The organism is Mesorhizobium sp. P2_B11 (assembly GCF_056404855.1).
Map to the genome: position 1 here is coordinate 362,586 of NZ_JBFUDF010000007.1, position 15,175 is coordinate 377,760.

13 protein-coding genes and 1 pseudogene are annotated in these 15,175 nt (G+C 63.7%); 5 read left to right on the forward strand and 9 right to left on the reverse strand.

What is annotated here, in order from left to right; translation table 11 throughout:
* Positions 1 to 41 precede the first annotated feature (41 nt).
* On the forward strand, positions 42 to 2,021 hold the full coding sequence (locus AC1DYJ_RS24640) for a glycoside hydrolase family 127 protein (protein ID WP_477282373.1): 1,980 nt from the start codon (positions 42 to 44) through the stop codon (positions 2,019 to 2,021).
* Position 2,022: 1 nt separating this feature from the next.
* Here AC1DYJ_RS24640 and AC1DYJ_RS24645 read toward each other — a convergent pair whose 3' ends face one another.
* Positions 2,023 to 2,820 carry an endonuclease/exonuclease/phosphatase family protein gene (locus tag AC1DYJ_RS24645; RefSeq protein WP_477282375.1) on the reverse strand — a complete coding sequence of 266 codons (798 nt, stop codon included), beginning with the start codon at positions 2,818 to 2,820 and terminating at the stop codon, positions 2,023 to 2,025.
* 82 nt (positions 2,821 to 2,902) lie between these two features.
* Positions 2,903 to 4,363 (reverse strand): phospholipase D-like domain-containing protein, encoded by a 1,461-nt coding sequence (locus AC1DYJ_RS24650; RefSeq protein WP_477282377.1) that lies wholly within the window; start codon positions 4,361 to 4,363, stop codon positions 2,903 to 2,905.
* Between the two features lie 128 nt (positions 4,364 to 4,491).
* Between AC1DYJ_RS24650 and AC1DYJ_RS24655 the strand changes: the two genes are divergently transcribed.
* On the forward strand, positions 4,492 to 5,385 hold the full coding sequence (locus tag AC1DYJ_RS24655) for an HNH endonuclease (RefSeq protein ID WP_477282379.1): 894 nt from the start codon (positions 4,492 to 4,494) through the stop codon (positions 5,383 to 5,385).
* 48 nt (positions 5,386 to 5,433) lie between these two features.
* Here the strand turns inward: AC1DYJ_RS24655 and efp are convergent, their stop codons facing one another.
* Positions 5,434 to 6,003, reverse strand: a complete 570-nt coding sequence (efp, locus tag AC1DYJ_RS24660; protein ID WP_142866998.1) for an elongation factor P — start codon at positions 6,001 to 6,003, stop codon at positions 5,434 to 5,436.
* Positions 6,004 to 6,132: 129 nt separating this feature from the next.
* Here efp and epmA point away from each other — a divergent pair, with 129 nt between their 5' ends.
* The 3 genes and pseudogenes from epmA to AC1DYJ_RS24675 all read left to right on the forward strand — a co-directional run.
* Positions 6,133 to 7,173 carry an EF-P lysine aminoacylase EpmA gene (gene epmA, locus AC1DYJ_RS24665; RefSeq protein ID WP_477282381.1) on the forward strand — a complete coding sequence of 347 codons (1,041 nt, stop codon included), beginning with the start codon at positions 6,133 to 6,135 and terminating at the stop codon, positions 7,171 to 7,173.
* A gap of 209 nt (positions 7,174 to 7,382) precedes the next feature.
* Positions 7,383 to 8,588, forward strand: a complete 1,206-nt coding sequence (locus AC1DYJ_RS24670) for an ROK family transcriptional regulator (RefSeq protein WP_477282383.1) — start codon at positions 7,383 to 7,385, stop codon at positions 8,586 to 8,588.
* A 44-nt stretch (positions 8,589 to 8,632) separates the two neighbouring features.
* Positions 8,633 to 8,938: pseudogene (locus AC1DYJ_RS24675) on the forward strand (peptide deformylase); the annotation flags it as partial.
* Between the two features lie 14 nt (positions 8,939 to 8,952).
* Here the strand turns inward: AC1DYJ_RS24675 and AC1DYJ_RS24680 are convergent.
* The 6 genes from AC1DYJ_RS24680 to AC1DYJ_RS24705 all read right to left on the reverse strand — a co-directional run bounded on the left by AC1DYJ_RS24680 (position 8,953) and on the right by AC1DYJ_RS24705 (position 15,161).
* Complete coding sequence (locus AC1DYJ_RS24680) at positions 8,953 to 10,962, reverse strand: beta-N-acetylhexosaminidase (RefSeq protein ID WP_477282385.1); 2,010 nt, start codon at positions 10,960 to 10,962, stop codon at positions 8,953 to 8,955.
* 27 nt (positions 10,963 to 10,989) lie between these two features.
* A complete protein-coding gene (locus AC1DYJ_RS24685; protein ID WP_477282387.1) occupies positions 10,990 to 11,466 on the reverse strand; it encodes a GNAT family N-acetyltransferase in 477 nt (158 codons plus the stop codon).
* A gap of 74 nt (positions 11,467 to 11,540) precedes the next feature.
* Positions 11,541 to 12,479: an ABC transporter ATP-binding protein gene (locus tag AC1DYJ_RS24690; RefSeq protein WP_477282389.1), complete on the reverse strand. Its 939-nt coding sequence runs from the start codon at positions 12,477 to 12,479 to the stop codon at positions 11,541 to 11,543.
* Positions 12,476 to 13,282: an ABC transporter ATP-binding protein gene (locus tag AC1DYJ_RS24695; RefSeq protein ID WP_477282391.1), complete on the reverse strand. Its 807-nt coding sequence runs from the start codon at positions 13,280 to 13,282 to the stop codon at positions 12,476 to 12,478. The genes AC1DYJ_RS24690 and AC1DYJ_RS24695 overlap by 4 nt, the downstream gene beginning before the upstream one ends.
* Entirely contained in the window at positions 13,279 to 14,181 is a 903-nt protein-coding gene (locus AC1DYJ_RS24700) for an ABC transporter permease (RefSeq protein WP_477282393.1), read from the reverse strand. Before AC1DYJ_RS24700 ends, AC1DYJ_RS24695 begins: the two co-directional genes overlap by 4 nt.
* Positions 14,178 to 15,161 carry an ABC transporter permease gene (locus tag AC1DYJ_RS24705; protein WP_477282395.1) on the reverse strand — a complete coding sequence of 328 codons (984 nt, stop codon included), beginning with the start codon at positions 15,159 to 15,161 and terminating at the stop codon, positions 14,178 to 14,180. The genes AC1DYJ_RS24700 and AC1DYJ_RS24705 overlap by 4 nt, the downstream gene beginning before the upstream one ends.
* Positions 15,162 to 15,175: the final 14 nt, after the last annotated feature.

The following is a 15,175-nucleotide window of genomic DNA, read 5'->3' on the forward strand; positions in this document are numbered from 1 at the left end:
CGCAGTGAAACGACAATGACGAAATCGAACGGAGCCAGCCGATGACCGCACACAAATCCGCCGCCCGGAAGACGGGAAAACTGAGCCTCGCCTTCCGCCCGCTGCCGGTGCCGCAGGTCGATGTGCGCGGCTTCTGGGGCGACCGGGTCGACGCGGTGGCGTCACGCACCGCCGACATCCTCTACGAGCGCTGCGTCGAAGCCCGCATGCTGGAGCAGATCGATCCGGACCGGCCGTCGCCCGGCCTCGTCATCCCCTTCCATTCGCCGTCGCCCGACGAGGCGGCCACGCCCGGCTTCACCGGTTCGACGGTGACGACGCAGATGTTCTGGGATTCCGACTGGGGCAAGACCATCGAGACCGCCGCCTATTCGCTCTACCGCCGCCGCAACGAGCGGCTGGAGAAAAACATCGACGCCGTCATCGACATGTACGAAAAGCTGCAGCAGCCCGACGGCTATCTGTCGAGCTGGTATCAGCGCATCCAGCCCGGTCTGCGCTGGACCAATCTGCGCGACTGCCACGAGCTCTACTGCGCCGGCCATCTGATCGAGGGCGCAGTCGCCTATTTCCAGGCCACCGGCAAGCGCAAGCTGCTCGACATTATGTGCCGCTATGTCGACCATATCGCCGACAATTTCGGTCCCGAGCCCGGCAAGAAGAAGGGCTATTGCGGCCATGAGGAGATCGAGCTGGCGCTGGTCAAGCTGGCGCGGGCGACCGGCGAGCAGAAATACATGGACCTGGCCAAGTATTTTATCGACCAGCGCGGGCAGCAGCCGCACTATTTCGACGAGGAGGCGCTGGCCCGCGGCGCCGACCCGAAGGCCTATCATTTCAAGACCTACGAATACAATCAGTCGCACAAGCCGGTGCGCGAGCAGGACAAGGTCGTCGGCCATGCGGTCAGGGCGATGTACCTCTATTCCGGCATGGCCGACATCGCCACCGAATATGGCGATGACACACTGCGCACAGCGCTCGACCGGCTCTGGGACGACCTCACCACGAAAAGCCTCTACGTCACCGGCGGCCTCGGGCCCTCGGCGCACAATGAGGGTTTTACCAGCGACTACGACCTGCCCAACGAGACCGCCTATGCCGAGACCTGCGCCTCGGTAGGGCTGGTGTTCTGGGCCAGCCGCATGCTCGGCATGGGGCCGAACGCTCGCTACGCCGACATGATGGAGCGCGCGCTTTACAACGGCTCGATCTCGGGCCTGTCGCTCGACGGCTCGCTGTTCTTTTACGAGAACCCGCTGGAAAGCCGGGGCAGGCACAATCGCTGGAAATGGCACCGCTGCCCATGCTGCCCACCCAATATCGGCCGCATGGTGGCGTCGATCGGCAGCTATTTCTACGGCCTTGCTGACGATGCCCTGGCCGTCCATCTCTATGGCGACTCGACCGCCCGCTTCGACATCGCGGGCACGCCGGTCAGCCTCGTCCAAGCCAGCAACTATCCGTGGGATGGGGCCGTCTCGATTCGGGTCGAGCCGGTAGCGCCTGTCACCTTCACCCTGCATCTGCGCGTGCCGGCCTGGTGCCGCAAGGCGTCGCTCAAGGTCAACGGTGCGGCGGTCGATCTGGCTTCCATCACCAGCGACGGCTACGCGGCGATCCGGCGCGAATGGAAAAAGGACGACCGGGTCGAGCTCGACCTCGACATGTCGATCTCGCGCCTCTTCGCCAATCCGGAAGTGCGCCAGGACATCGGCCGCGTCGCGCTGTCACGCGGCCCGCTGATCTATTGCGTTGAGGAAACAGACAATCCTGGCCAACTGCACCGCATCAGCTTGCCGCGCACGGCCAGGATAGAAGCGCACCCGGAACCGAACCTGCTCGGCGGGGTCGTCACGCTTTCGGCCACGGCCGACCGCGAAGCGGCGGAAGGTTGGGAGAACGGCCTCTATAGAAGCGAGCCGCCGGCGCAGGAGGAGATCAGGCTCACGGCGGTCCCCTACTATGCCTGGGACAATCGCGACCCGGGCGAGATGCTGGTGTGGTTGCGGGACGGGTGAGCTACAAGCTCACATACGCCGTCAGCGGCAGGTGATCCGACGCAACCCGCGACAGCGGCGTGTCATGGGCTTCCACCGACGAGACCATGCCGTGGCGGTTGGCCATGATGCGGTCGAGCGCCAGCACAGGCAGGCCCGAGGGGAAAGTCGGCACCGCCGGCGGCGTGGCAAAGGTTGTGTGCAGCGTCTTCAGCGCCGAGCGGTTGCCGAGGCGCCATTCGTTGAGGTCGCCGAGCAGCAAGGTCGGCCTTTCATCCTGGCTGCTCATAATGTCGAGCACGACGCGGGCCTGCTCGGAGCGCGAGCGGCGCAGCAAGCCGAGATGGGCGGCGATGACGCGCAGCGTGCGGGTTTCGTCGAGGTCGATCTCGGCCACCAGCGCGCCGCGCGGCTCCAGCCCCGGCAGCTTGATCTGGTGGACGTCGCGCACCGTGCCGCGCTTGAACAACAGCACGTTGCCGCGCCAGCCATGACCCTTGCCGTTTCCCGAGACCGGCACCGGCACCAGCCCGGTTTCGTGTTCGATCCGGGCAAGGTCGAGCAGGCCGGCGCGGTCGCCGAAGCGGTTGTCGGCCTCCTGCAAAGCAATGACGTCGGGGCCGATCTCGCGGATGACGCGCGCGGTCCGCTCTGGGTCGAACCGGCGGTCGGTGCCGATGCATTTGTGGACATTGTAGGAGGCGACCACCATCTGGGCGCCGTCGACCCGCTTGCGCGGCGTCGCGTTCGCCTTGCGCGCTTTCCTGCCGCGGATCGACAGGAGCACGGTCTCAGGAAGGCTGCGTCCGTTTATGTCCATAGGCCTGCGTTCAATCTGTCCTGATTCCTTGTTTTATGCATATCGTTCTCTCAAGACCGGGACCACTTTTGAGCGATATGCATTAGAGATAGGGCGATCCCAGCCATAGCAACCGGTCAAAGACACGGATGACAAATGGCCGCGCTTTCAAGGTTGCGAGTGTGACGGGTTTGGCCGAAGCGATTGCCGCTCCGATGCGGGTTTCGATCTCGGCGGCAAAACCTGCATCCAGCACCTCCAGGTCGATCTCGAAATTCAGCCTGAGCGACCGGGCGTCGAGATTGGAGGAGCCGACATAGGCCCAGACGCCATCGACCGACAGCAGCTTCGAATGGTCGAACGACCCTTCGTGGCGCCACACCCGGCAATAATGCTTCAGCACCTGGTCGTATTGCGCCGTCATGGCGCGGCCGACGAGGAAGAGATTGTTGACAGCCGGCACAACGATGTCGATCTCGACGCCGCGCCGGGCCGCCGTGGTCAGCGCGCTGATAAATTCCCGGTCGGGCAGGAAATAGGGCGACATGATGCGGATCGATTTGCGGGCGACGGAAAATGCCCCCATCAGCAATTTGTGGTTGGTTTCGATGCTGGAATCCGGGCCCGACGCCACGGCCCGCACCAGGATTGGCTGACCGGGAGGCGGCGCGTGCTTTTCAATGTGCCAGCCTTCGTCCTTGAGGGCTTCGTTGCCGGCAAAGCGCCAATCCTCGGCGGCGACCGCAAACAGGTCGGCCACGACCGGTCCGGTGACCTGAAAATGCGTATCCGCCGAGGTGTCGGCGCCTGCGAATTCGGCCGAGAATCCCTTGCGGATGTTCATGCCTCCCGTGAATGCCACCGCGCCGTCGACGATCAGGATTTTTCTGTGGGTTCTCAAATTCGCATAGGGAAGTCTCAGGCCCATGACGATGTTGCCGTTGAAGAGGTCGACGGTGACGCCGGCTTCCCGCAGAGTCGCGAGGATGCTGGGCACGGAATAGCGCACGCCGACGGCATCGATCAGCACGCGAACGGTGACGCCGCGCCGGACCGCGCCGGCCAGCGATTCGACGAAACGCTGGCCGATCTCGTCATTGTCGAAGATGTAGGTCTCAAGCAGGACGCTGCGCTGTGCGCCCTCGATCGCCTTGCGCATGGCCGCGTAGGCGTCGTCGCCCGTTCTCAGCATGGCAATTGCATTGCCCGAAAGCAGGCCGCGTCGCGCCACCCTGTCGCCCAATGTCTTCAGGCCGGCAAAGCGCTGGCCGAATTCGGCTGAGATGAGCGCTTCGAGCGCAATGTCGCGGTCGTGTTTGGCTGTCTCGGTTTCGCCGGCCACGGGCCGCATGGCGCTGATCGTGGCGCGGCGGATGCGGTTGATGCCTGCAATGGCATAGATGATGGCGCCCAGGAACGGCGACAAGATCATCACGCCGACCCAGCCGGTGGCGGCGCGGACGTCTTCCTTGGTCATGATGGCGTGAACGATGCCGATAGCGGCCATCAGCATCGGAATGATCACGAGGATCAGAGGCCAGTAGGTCACAAAGGTCTGCCACATCGGCAGGACTATCGAGCCAGCCGCCGCAGAAGGCAATGCGGGAGGTGCTCCGGTCTAAACCAACGCTCCCAAGACTGAAATTTTGATGCTACGTCTACGGCGAATATTGGCAAAGTTGCAGAAAAATCATGGGATTCGGGGTTTTCATTCACCGTCCAGATTCCATCTACAATGATCGCCCAGCAGAGCAATATCAGTTCCCCGGCGTCTACCTGCGTCGTGTCGAAGCATGTGTCGGTGATTGGATCGTCTACTACGAGCCTAGAAAGGTAAATGATACGCGGGGGTATTTCGCAGTAGCTAAAGTCCAACGGGTCATTCCCGATCCCGCATCTCCTGACATGTACCTCGCTTTGATCGAAGCCGGAACCTACCTCGATTTCGCCAATCCTGTCCCATTTAGCGGGGCTGATGGCCTCGTGGAGCGAGGTTTGATCAACAATGAAGGACGGATTTCCGGCCGCGCCCAATCGGCTGTCCGCCCACTGAATTCAAGCGACTTCAACCGCATCATCGATCTCGGCCTTGACACAAATGAGCCCTTGCTGCCGCGCGTTGGCGAAATTGGAACCGAGCTGCAGGAAGAGCAGGCGCCATTCGAATTCGAGCAGATACGCAGTCGCATCAGCTATCTTGGCTCGCGGATCATGCGGGACCGCGTTTTCCGCAGCATCGTATTGCGCGCCTATGACGAGCGCTGCGCGATCACCGGACTCAAATTGATAAATGGCCGCGGCCGAGCAGAGGTGTCAGCTGCCCACATCCGACCAGTCGAAGAGAATGGCCCGGATGTCATCAACAACGGGATCGCTCTATCGGGTACTGCGCATTGGATGTTCGATCGTGGGCTGATTAGCCTATCCGACGATCTGGAGATCCTGATTTCGCGACAGGTCAATGATGCGGACAGTGTGCAGGCATTCATAAACAAGACGCGCCGCGCACTCGCGCCGAACCGCCAGTTTGAACGCCCACATCCTCGGTTCTTGCAATGGCACCGCGATCACTGTTTCAAGCAGTGACGTGGGCAGGAGGGAAGCGCCGTAGCCAGCCAGTGCCGGCTGGCCGCCTCAGTCCTTCGCCCGCTCCACATAGGAGCCATCGGCCGTCATCACCACCACGCGGGTGCCAGGCGCAATGTGCGGGGGGACCGCCGTGCGCACGCCGTTGGACAGCACCGCCGGTTTGTAGGAGGACGATGCCGTCTGTCCCTTGGTCGTCGGCTCGGTCTCGACCACTTCGAAGGTGGCGCGCTGCGGCAGCACCAGGGCAATCGCGATGCCGTTGAACTGCGAGATCTGCACCGCCATGCCTTCGAGCAGATAGGGCGCCATGTCGCCGACCACGCTTTCCGACACCGCGACCTGGTCGTAGCTCTCCGGATTCATGAAATGATAGCCTTCGCCATCGGCGTAGAGGAAGGTGTGCTCGCGATCCTCGACATAGGCGCGCTCGACCTGCTCGGTGGTGCGGTAGCGCTCCGAAACCTTCACCCCGTCGGAGATGCGGCGCATGTCGAGCTGGGTGACCGGCGTGCCCTTGCCAGGGTGGATGTTTTCGGCAAAGAGGATCACGTAAAGCTTGCCGTCCTTGTCGACGACGTTGCCTTTACGGAGCGAACTGGCGATGACCTTCACCACGGTTTTCAATCCTAGACTTCGTTGGCCTGAAACGATTGTTCGGCGCAAATCGGCTGCGAGAGCCGTCGCCGTAGCGCATCTTGGCGCGAACCGCCAGCCCTGTCAGCAATTCCGTTGCCTGGCAAAGCCATGATCGAGGCGTCGCCCTGGTGGACGCCCGACGTTCACGCCGACCGCCGGCCGCGGCTGATGGCGCGCAACGCCATCGCGGCCGCCATGCGCGACTGGTTCGGCGAACGCGATTTCATCGAGGTCGAGACGGCGGCGCTGCAGATCTCACCCGGCAATGAGGCCCATCTTTCGGCCTTCGCCACCGAGGCCATCGGTTCTGATGGCGCGCGCCGGTCGCTCTATCTCCACACCTCGCCGGAATTCGCCTGCAAGAAGCTGCTGGCCGCCGGCGAACGGCGCATCTTCAGCCTGGGCGCCGTCTGGCGCAACCGCGAGCGCGGCCCCTTGCATCATCCGGAATTCACCATGCTCGAATGGTACCGGGTCGGCGAAACCTATGAGAACCTGATGGCCGATTGCGCCGAGTTGCTCAAGCTGGCGGCCGAGCGTGCCGGCGCGAAGACTTTCAGCTTTCGCGGCCGCGAGGCCGACCCGTTCGCCGAGCCGGAACGGGTGAGTGTCGCGGAGGCTTTTCAACGCCATGCCGGCATCGACCTTCTTGGCACGGTGGCCGCTGATGGCAGCACCGACCGCGACGCGCTTCATCATGCGCTGGTCAGGGCTGGCCTGCGCACGGCGCAGGATGACAATTGGGCGGACCTGTTCAGCCGCGTGATGGTCGAAAAGGTCGAGCCGGTGCTGGGGCAGGGGCGGGCCACCATCCTCTATGGCTATCCGATCTCGGAAGCGGCACTCGCCCGGCCAAGCGCCGAGGACCCGCGCGTTGCCGAGCGCTTCGAGCTCTATTGCTGCGGCGTCGAGCTCGCCAACGCTTTCGGCGAGCTCACCGATGCGGCCGAGCAGCGTCGGCGCTTCGCCGCCGAAATGGACGAGAAAGAGCGCGTCTATGGCGAGCGCTATCCGCTGGACGAGGATTTTCTCGCAGCCCTTGCCCTCATGCCGCAAGCCAGCGGCTCGGCCCTCGGCTTCGACCGGCTGGTGATGTTGGCGACGGGCGCGAGCAGGATCGACGACGTGATCTGGACGCCGGTGGCCTGAAAGGCGGGCAGGGGCGGCTATATCCCTGGGCGCGGCCGCTTAGCCGCGTCGCGCCAGAACCTTGGCGACGAAAGCAGGACTATCTGACCCCCAAGGATCGTTCTGAAATGATGCCGATCCTGCCCAGCTGGAATCTGTGTGCCATAAATTAAATCAACTTGATTTTCTAAAGTGGTATTCTATGGTTATGGAGCACGGTAACAAGCCATATGACATCCAGAAAAGCCATCTCCGGCACCAATCTCGAACAGGCCAAGTCGCACAACAGACGCGTGGTGATCGAGGCGATCCGCACCAACGGCGCCCTGTCGCGGGCGTCGATCGCGCGGCTGACGGCGCTGTCGTCGCAGACCATCTCAAACATCGTCGAGGAGCTGGAGCGGACCGAACTGCTGCGCCCGGAGGCGACGCTGAAGGGCGCGCGCGGCCAGCCGGCGGTGCCCTATTCGATCAATCCCGATGGCGGCTATTCGATCGGCCTGCAGCTTGACCATCAGCTTGCCGTCGGCGTCGTCACCGATCTCTCCGGCACGATGCGCGCACGCATCGAACGGCCGGTCGACCGGCCGACGCCGGCTGAGGCCATGCCGCTGCTCGCGGCAATAGCCGCCGAGCTGATCGCCACCTCGCGTCTCGACCGGACACGGCTGCTCGGCATCGGCATGAGCATGCCAGGCCCCTTCGGCGTCGAGGGCCTGACCTCGGTCGGCCCGACGGCACTGCCGGGCTGGCACGATTTTCCGGTGGCCGAAGAGTTGCAGCGACTCACGGGCATCCCGGTCATCGTCGAAAACGACGCCACCGCCGCGGCCATTGGCGAACGCCTCTACGGCGTCGCCAAAAACCTCGACAGCTTCGTCTATCTGTTCATCGGCACCGGCCTCGGCGCCGGGCTGTTTCTGAACGGGCATCTCTACAAGGGCAGCCGGCACAATGCCGGCGAGATCGGCCACATCATCGTGCGGCCGGGCGGCCTTGCCTGCGGCTGCGGCAAGCGCGGCTGTCTGGAGCGCTACGTGTCGCTGCGCGCCGCTTATGAGACACTCGGTCTGCCGGACCCCGACCATGCCTCGCCCGACCTGCTCGAGGAATTGCTGGCCAAGGGTGACAGCCGCCTCGACGCCTGGATCACGGATGCCGTCGAGCCGCTGCGCCAGGCAATCGATGTGCTGGAACTGGCGCTCGACCCCGAAACCGTGGTGCTCGGCGGCTTCATGCCGCTGCCGGTGATCGAGGAACTGGCAAGCCGGCTTGAGCCACTGCACCTCTCCGTCAGCGCGACGAGCGCCCGCACCACGCCGCGCGTGCTGGTGGGCGCCGCCGGCAAGGACACGTCCGTCCTCGGTGCCGCCGCTCTGCCGATCTTCTCGGAAACCAACCCGCAATTCGACGTGCTGCAGAAACCGTTCGGCTGAATGGCGGTTCGATCGATCATAAGATTTCCCAATCCGCTCCTGATGCGACAAAGCCGGGGATTTATGCCAATCCGTCTGTCATCCAGGCTTCGCCCGAAATGATCCGTCATACCGAAGGCAGCGTTTCGATGCCCGGCGTCACCGAAGAGATCGAGCGGCACGCAAGCGTGCGTGTTCGCTATCAGGATCTCGACGGCAACGAGCGCTTCGAGGATGCCGATGGCCTTCTGGCGGTCTGCCACCAGCATGAGATCGATCAGCTCGACGGGATCTTCTGGACGCAAAAACTGTCGCGCCTGAGGCGCGACCGCCTGATCAAGCGATACGACAAACTGATGCGAGCTTCTTGACCTGACGTCCGGCGCTAGGACAACCCGTAGAGAACCGGCATCAGCCCGGCCAAAGCACTGAACCGCTCCCACGACTTGTCCTCCGGCGTGGTCCATCCGGTTTCGGCAAGGGCTGAAAGCCGGGGGAAGACCAACCGGTCGAAGACAGCGCGGTCGGTCATCGGCTCCGACCAGATGCAGCACTGCACGCCGAGAAAGTGCTTCTTCTGCGCCGCGCTCCAGCCTTCGACGGGATCGAAGCCGTAGAGCTTTTCGGGCGACGACCAGCCGGCCCAGGCAGCGCCCGGTTCCGACCATTCCTGGCTGTTGGCCATGTCGAGGTAATAGACCTGTCCCGGATTGACGACGATGTCGTAGCCTTCGCCGGCCAGCGCCGCGCAAACCTCGACGTTGCGCCAGCCATTGAGATAGCTTTTCGTCTTGTCGATGACATTGCCGTGCGCGGCTTCTTCCCAGCCGCCGGTGATGCAGCCTCGCGATGCCAGGAAGGTCTGGATCCGCTTGAGAAACTGGGCTTGCAGAACGGCAGCACCCGAGCCGTCGATTTCGTCGGCACCATGCGTGTTGGTGACCACGCCGAGCCGCTTGGCATGCGACTGCGCCAACGCCTCGCCGCCAAGCTCTGCAAGCCGTTTTAACGCCTGCGGCGAGCCCGACCATGCGCCGATCGGCACTTCGTCGGCGCCGACATGGATCGCCTTGAACGGGAACAGCTCGATCATCTCGTCGAAGATCGTTTCGAGCACGCGGTAGGTCTCCTCGCGCGCCGGGTTGAGGCAGTTGTTGGGAAATCCCTGCACGGAAAAATACTCGCCGTGTTCGCCGGGGTCGCGCAGCTCCGGCAGCGCCTTGAGCATGGCGTAGCAATGGCCGGGCACGTCGATCTCAGGCACCACCTCGATGCCGAACTGGCCGGCCAGCGAAACGATCTCGCGGATCGCGGCCTTCGAATAGTAGCCGCCGGTCTTACCGGGACCTGAGCCAAGCAGCGGGGGGATCGGCAGGCCGTGGCCTCGCCAGGCGCCGACACTTGTCAACTCAGGATAGGCCGATATTTCGACCCGCCAGGACTCGTCGTCGGACAGATGCCAATGGAAGCGGTTGAGCTTGTTCCAGGCGAAAATTGCGAGGAACTGTTCGACCTCGGCCGAGGCGTAGAACTGACGTGCCGTATCGAGATGGCAGCCGCGCCAGCCCATCGATGGCTCGTCGCGGATTTCTCCCTGCGCGGGGAAGACAAAGGTTGCTGGATGTTCTCGGGCGCCGCGCAGGATCTGGCCGAGCGTGATCAGGCCGTAGAGGAAGCCCGTGCGCGTCGAGGCGGAAACCGTCGCCGCGTCGGTCGCAAAATCGACCGCATAGGCTTCCGGTCCGAACCCATCCTTGCGAGACAGATTGACGGGAAAGCCGCCTTCGGCCGCCGGGCGCACAAGGCCTTCGACCGGAAACAATCTGGCGCTAAGCTCGGCAAAGGCGGTCACAGCTGCCTTGGCCTGTTCACCTTGCGGCCTCGGGTCGATGCCCGCAGGCACGGGCAGGGCGCCGGACACGTCGACTTGGCGCGGCCAGGGGATGACCGAAATGGTGACGGGCGCCACCGCCGGCACCGGATAGGGCTCGGCGCCGCGCTTCAGCGGCGCGTTGTCGCCTTTGGCTTTCGTAGGCTCGACGGAAAGGCGCTGGACGCTGCCATCGGCCAGCACGACGTACGCGCCGGTGGCGCCGTCGGTCCAGTGGCGCAGCGGATAGCTCAGGCCGCGCGCGGTCAACGTCCAGGCGGCACCCGGTTCGAGCACGAAGCCGGCGGGTGGCGCGAACTCGGCATGGTTCGACAGCCGCTCGACCAGCGTCGCGCCTTCGACGGCCGCCGCCGGGTCGATGCGCGCCGGGCCGCTGATGCAGAGCCGGAATTCTCTAAGCGTTCGGCCTGAGGCGTTGGTGAGTTTCAGCGAATAGGCCAGCGCCTCGTTGTCGGATGCGGGCGTCCAAAAACTCTCCAGCCGCAGGGCAAGTCTCTCGGTCATGGCAATCTCATCTGTAAGCGTGAAAGGTCAGTCGGCTGATTTCAGCAGGCCGGCATAGATGCCGGGCTCCGAATTGGGGATTTGCGTCGCGCCGACGGTACGTTCGTAGAATTCGGATGGGCCGACATCGCCGATGATGGCGTAGGCGTAGCCCATGGTTTTCAGATCGAGCAGCGAGGCCAAAAGCAGCGCATGGCCGATGCCCTGGCCGCGCACCGCCTCGTCGACACCGGTCGGGCCGAAAAAACCACGGGCGATCGATTCATGGCAGGCGAAGCCAACCAGCCTTTGTTCCCGTGTGGCCAGAAAACAGGTCGGTGGCTGGCGCATCATCGAAACAGCCGTCTCGCCCGCCCAGCCGGGGCTGAATTTCCGCCGCACCCAGTCGGTGACCAACTCGTATTCCGGGGCAAGTGCGCGGCGGATGGTGACGCCCGCCTTCGCCACGCGCTGGTCGAGCGTCGGATCGGATGCAAGCACAGAGAGGTTGACCAGATAGTCCATTGCAATATCCGTCGCTTGAGCAATTCCAGGAAAAGTGTGACGCGGTTTTCCGTCCGGAATTGCGATGAAACTTTCTAAGAAGCCGCGCCGAGCGCGCGTACAAAATGGTCCGGCCCGACTTGGTCCACGACTTTGGATGTCGGGCGCGAGCGCCGCCGCACCTCCTCGGCATGGCCAAGGAAACGCGCGCTGTCGCCCGGCACGAAGGGACGGTCCGGGTCGGGCACGGCCGACAGCAGAAGCTGCGTATAGGGATGGCGAGGATCGCCGATGACGGCATTCGTCGCGCCCCATTCGACCATCTGTCCCGCGAACATCACGATGACGTCTTCCGCGACATGGGCGGCCGTGGCGATATCATGCGTGATGTAGAGCATGGCCAGGCTCTTCTCGCGCTTGATGCGGGCAAGCAGGTCGAGAACGCCGAGCCGGATCGAGACGTCGAGCATCGAGGTCGGCTCGTCGGCGACCAGCACTTCCGGCTGTACGGCGAGCGCCCTGGCAATGTTGACGCGCTGGCGCTGTCCGCCCGACAGCTCGTGTGGAAATTTATGCGCCGTCAGCTCTGGGTCGAGGCCGACGCCGGCAAGCAATTCCGACACGCCTTTGGTCAGTGCCGCCTTGCCCTTGGCATGGCCATGCAGCGCCAGCGGCCGTGCCAGATGGTGATGCACAGTGAACACCGGATTGAGCGACGCGAACGGGTCCTGGAACACCATCTGCACGGCGCGGCGATAGGCGCGCTCTTCCGCGGCGGTGCCGGCTTTGGTCGCGTCGCGGCCGCGAAAGGACAGCGTTCCTGATGTCGGGTGGTCCATGCGGGCGATGATGCGGGCGCAAGTGGTCTTGCCGCAGCCGGATTCGCCGACCAGCGCCAGCGCCCGGCCGGGCCGCAGCGACAGTGTGATACCGCGCAGCGCTTGCACGAAGCCGAAGCTGCGTTCGATCGCATCCAGGGCGATAATGGGTTCGGCATTGACCACTGCCGAGAGCGAGGAGGGGAGCGCGTTCATACGGCCACGCGCGCCCGCGCCGGCAGTTGCGGGATAGAGCCCCACAGCTTTCGCGTATACTCATGTTTGGGTGCGTGGCTCACCTGTTGCACATTGCCGACTTCCACCAATTCGCCTTTCAACATCACGCCGATACGGTTGCACAGTTGCGACATCAGATGCAGATCGTGGGTGATGAACAGCACGGAAAAGCCGTGGCTGCGCTGCAGGTCGATTACCTGTTCGAGGATTTCGCGCTGCACCACCACGTCGAGCGCCGTCGTCGGCTCGTCCATGATGATCAGCTCCGGCTCCAGCGCCAGGCAAATGGCAATGACGATGCGCTGGCGCATGCCGCCGCTGAACTGGTGCGGATAGTCGCGCAGCCGGTTGGCGGCGATGCCGACCAGCTTGAACATCGCCTCGGCGCGCGCCCGCGACTGCGCGCGGCTGAAGCTGTTGTGCCGGCGCAGCACGTCGTGAAACTGGTCCTCGACCCGCATCAGCGGATTGAGTGAATTCATCGCGCTCTGGAACACCATGCCGATGCGGCTCCAGCGCACTTTCTGCAGCGCTGCTTCGGTCAGTTTCAAAAGGTCCTGGCCGTCGAGCAGGATCTCGCCGCCCGCCACCCAGGCCGGCGACTTGGCCAGCCTCGTGATGGCATAGGCGATGGTGCTCTTGCCGCAGCCGGATTCGCCGGCGAGACCGAACAGCTCGCCGCGGCCGATGTCGAACGACACGTTCTTCACCGCGCGGAAGGCGCCTTTTTCAAGCAGATAATCGACGCTGAGGTCGCGGACTTGCAGCAGGGGGCCGCTCACCGTGCCGCCTCCAGCTCGCGCTTGCGCAGCCTGGTCAAGCGCAGCCAGCGGGTGAGCGCCGGGCCGGAGCGCAACTGCGGATTGGCGATCTCGTCGAAGGTGAAGTTGAGCAGTGCCAGCCCCAAGCCCACCAGCGCAATGCCGGCGGCCGGCGCGCTGATGTCCCACCATGCGCCGACGATGATCGCCGACGAGTTCTGCGCATTGTAGAGCATCGTACCCCAGGTGACGTTGAGCGGGTCGCCGAAGCCGAGATATTCGAGCGTTGTCTGCGCCACGATTGCATAGATGATAGAGCCGACGATGTTGATGCCGATCAGCGGCACCAGATTGGGCAAGATCTCGACGAAGATAATGCGCCATGACGGCTCGCCGACCATGCGCGCGGCGGTGACGAATTCACGGTTGCGCAGTCCCATCATCTGCGCCCGCGTCATGCGCGCCCCCCACGGCCAGGAGGTCAGCGTGATGATCGTCATGATGGTGATCGGCCCCACCGTTCCGGCAAAGGACGCCAGCAGAATAAGCAAGGGTATATTGGGAATGACCAGCACCGCATTGGTGGCAAGATCGAGCGTGGCGTCGATACGGCCGCCGAAATAGCCGGCGAAGAGGCCGATCACCGTGCCGAGTGCCGTAATGGCCAGGCCCGTGGCGAAGCCGACAGCAAGCGAAGAGCGGGCGCCCCAGACGAACTGGCTGTAGACATCGCGGCCCATCTTGGTGGTGCCGAAATAATGCTCGACCGTCGGCGGTTGATGCGAGCGCCCGACACGCGCACCGGGATCGTTCGGCGCCAGTATGGGTGCTGCCAACGCCATCAGGCAAAGCGCTGCGACGATGATGAAGCCGGCCACCGCCTTCTTTTGCCGGAGCAGGAGTTGCAGCCCGAACCTCATGCCCGCTCCTCGCTGACGCGCGGGTCGACCACGCCATAGATGATGTCGACCAGCAGATTGGCGCCGAGCGTTGCCAATGTCATCAAAAGAAGCTGGCCCTGGATGACTGGATAGTCGCGCGCCACGCTGGCCGTAAACAATGTCAGGCCGAGGCCGGGATAGTTGAAGACGATCTCGGTGACGATCGAGCCGCCGAACACCGCGCCCAGCATCAGCGCCAGATTGGTCAGAACCGGCAGCATGGCGTTGCGCGCCGCGTAGGAGAACATCACCGCCGTTTCCGACAGGCCCTTGGCGCGGCCCATCGTGACATAGTCCTCGCCCAGCACCGAGATCATCGAGGAGCGCATCGTCGTCTGGAACTCGCCGATCATGAGAGGCGACAGTGTCAGCACCGGCAGGACGGCGTGCCAGAACACGCTGCCGAAGAACGTGAAATTGAGCCCCGGATCGAGGTCCGGATTATAGGCGTAGCCGACCGGAAACCAGCGCAGCGACACGCCGAAGGTGAACAATGCCGCGAGCGCGAAGATGACGGGCGGAATGGCCTTCAGGACGACAGAAAACGGCGAGACGAACGCATCGAAACGTCCGCCCCGCCGCCAGGCTGCCACTGCGCCGAGGGAGACGCCGACGCAGAGGGAAAAGATGATGGCACAGGTGATCAGCAGCGCTGTCCAGCCCGCGGACCTCGCCAGCACCTGCGTAACGGTCTGCGGATAGTATTTCACCGAGACGCCGAGATCGAAGGTGGCGAGCCCCTTGATGTAGTCGACAAACTGCAGCCAGACAGGCTGCTGCACGGCACCAAAACGGGCCTTGATCGCCTCGATGGCCGCGGGGGTGGCGCGCGGCCCAAGCTGCGCGATCATCGAGTCCACCGGGCTGCCAGGCATCAGCCTGGGAAGAGTGAAATTTACGACGACGGCAAACAGGAAGGCGGCGAAATAAACGCCCAGCCGCCGAAGAGGTATCCGCATCGTCATTCCCCGTT

Coding starts and splice junctions, on each gene's coding strand:
- AC1DYJ_RS24655 (WP_477282379.1), top strand. CDS start 4,492: ATGGGATTCGGGGTTTTCATTCACCGTCCAGATTCCATCTACAATGAT.
- AC1DYJ_RS24690 (WP_477282389.1), bottom strand. CDS start 12,479: ATGAACGCGCTCCCCTCCTCGCTCTCGGCAGTGGTCAATGCCGAACCC.
- AC1DYJ_RS24685 (WP_477282387.1), bottom strand. CDS start 11,466: ATGGACTATCTGGTCAACCTCTCTGTGCTTGCATCCGATCCGACGCTC.
- AC1DYJ_RS24670 (WP_477282383.1), top strand. CDS start 7,383: ATGACATCCAGAAAAGCCATCTCCGGCACCAATCTCGAACAGGCCAAG.
- AC1DYJ_RS24640 (WP_477282373.1), top strand. CDS start 42: ATGACCGCACACAAATCCGCCGCCCGGAAGACGGGAAAACTGAGCCTC.
- AC1DYJ_RS24705 (WP_477282395.1), bottom strand. CDS start 15,161: ATGCGGATACCTCTTCGGCGGCTGGGCGTTTATTTCGCCGCCTTCCTG.
- AC1DYJ_RS24650 (WP_477282377.1), bottom strand. CDS start 4,363: ATGTGGCAGACCTTTGTGACCTACTGGCCTCTGATCCTCGTGATCATT.
- epmA (WP_477282381.1), top strand. CDS start 6,133: ATGATCGAGGCGTCGCCCTGGTGGACGCCCGACGTTCACGCCGACCGC.
- AC1DYJ_RS24700 (WP_477282393.1), bottom strand. CDS start 14,181: ATGAGGTTCGGGCTGCAACTCCTGCTCCGGCAAAAGAAGGCGGTGGCC.
- AC1DYJ_RS24680 (WP_477282385.1), bottom strand. CDS start 10,962: ATGACCGAGAGACTTGCCCTGCGGCTGGAGAGTTTTTGGACGCCCGCA.
- AC1DYJ_RS24645 (WP_477282375.1), bottom strand. CDS start 2,820: ATGGACATAAACGGACGCAGCCTTCCTGAGACCGTGCTCCTGTCGATC.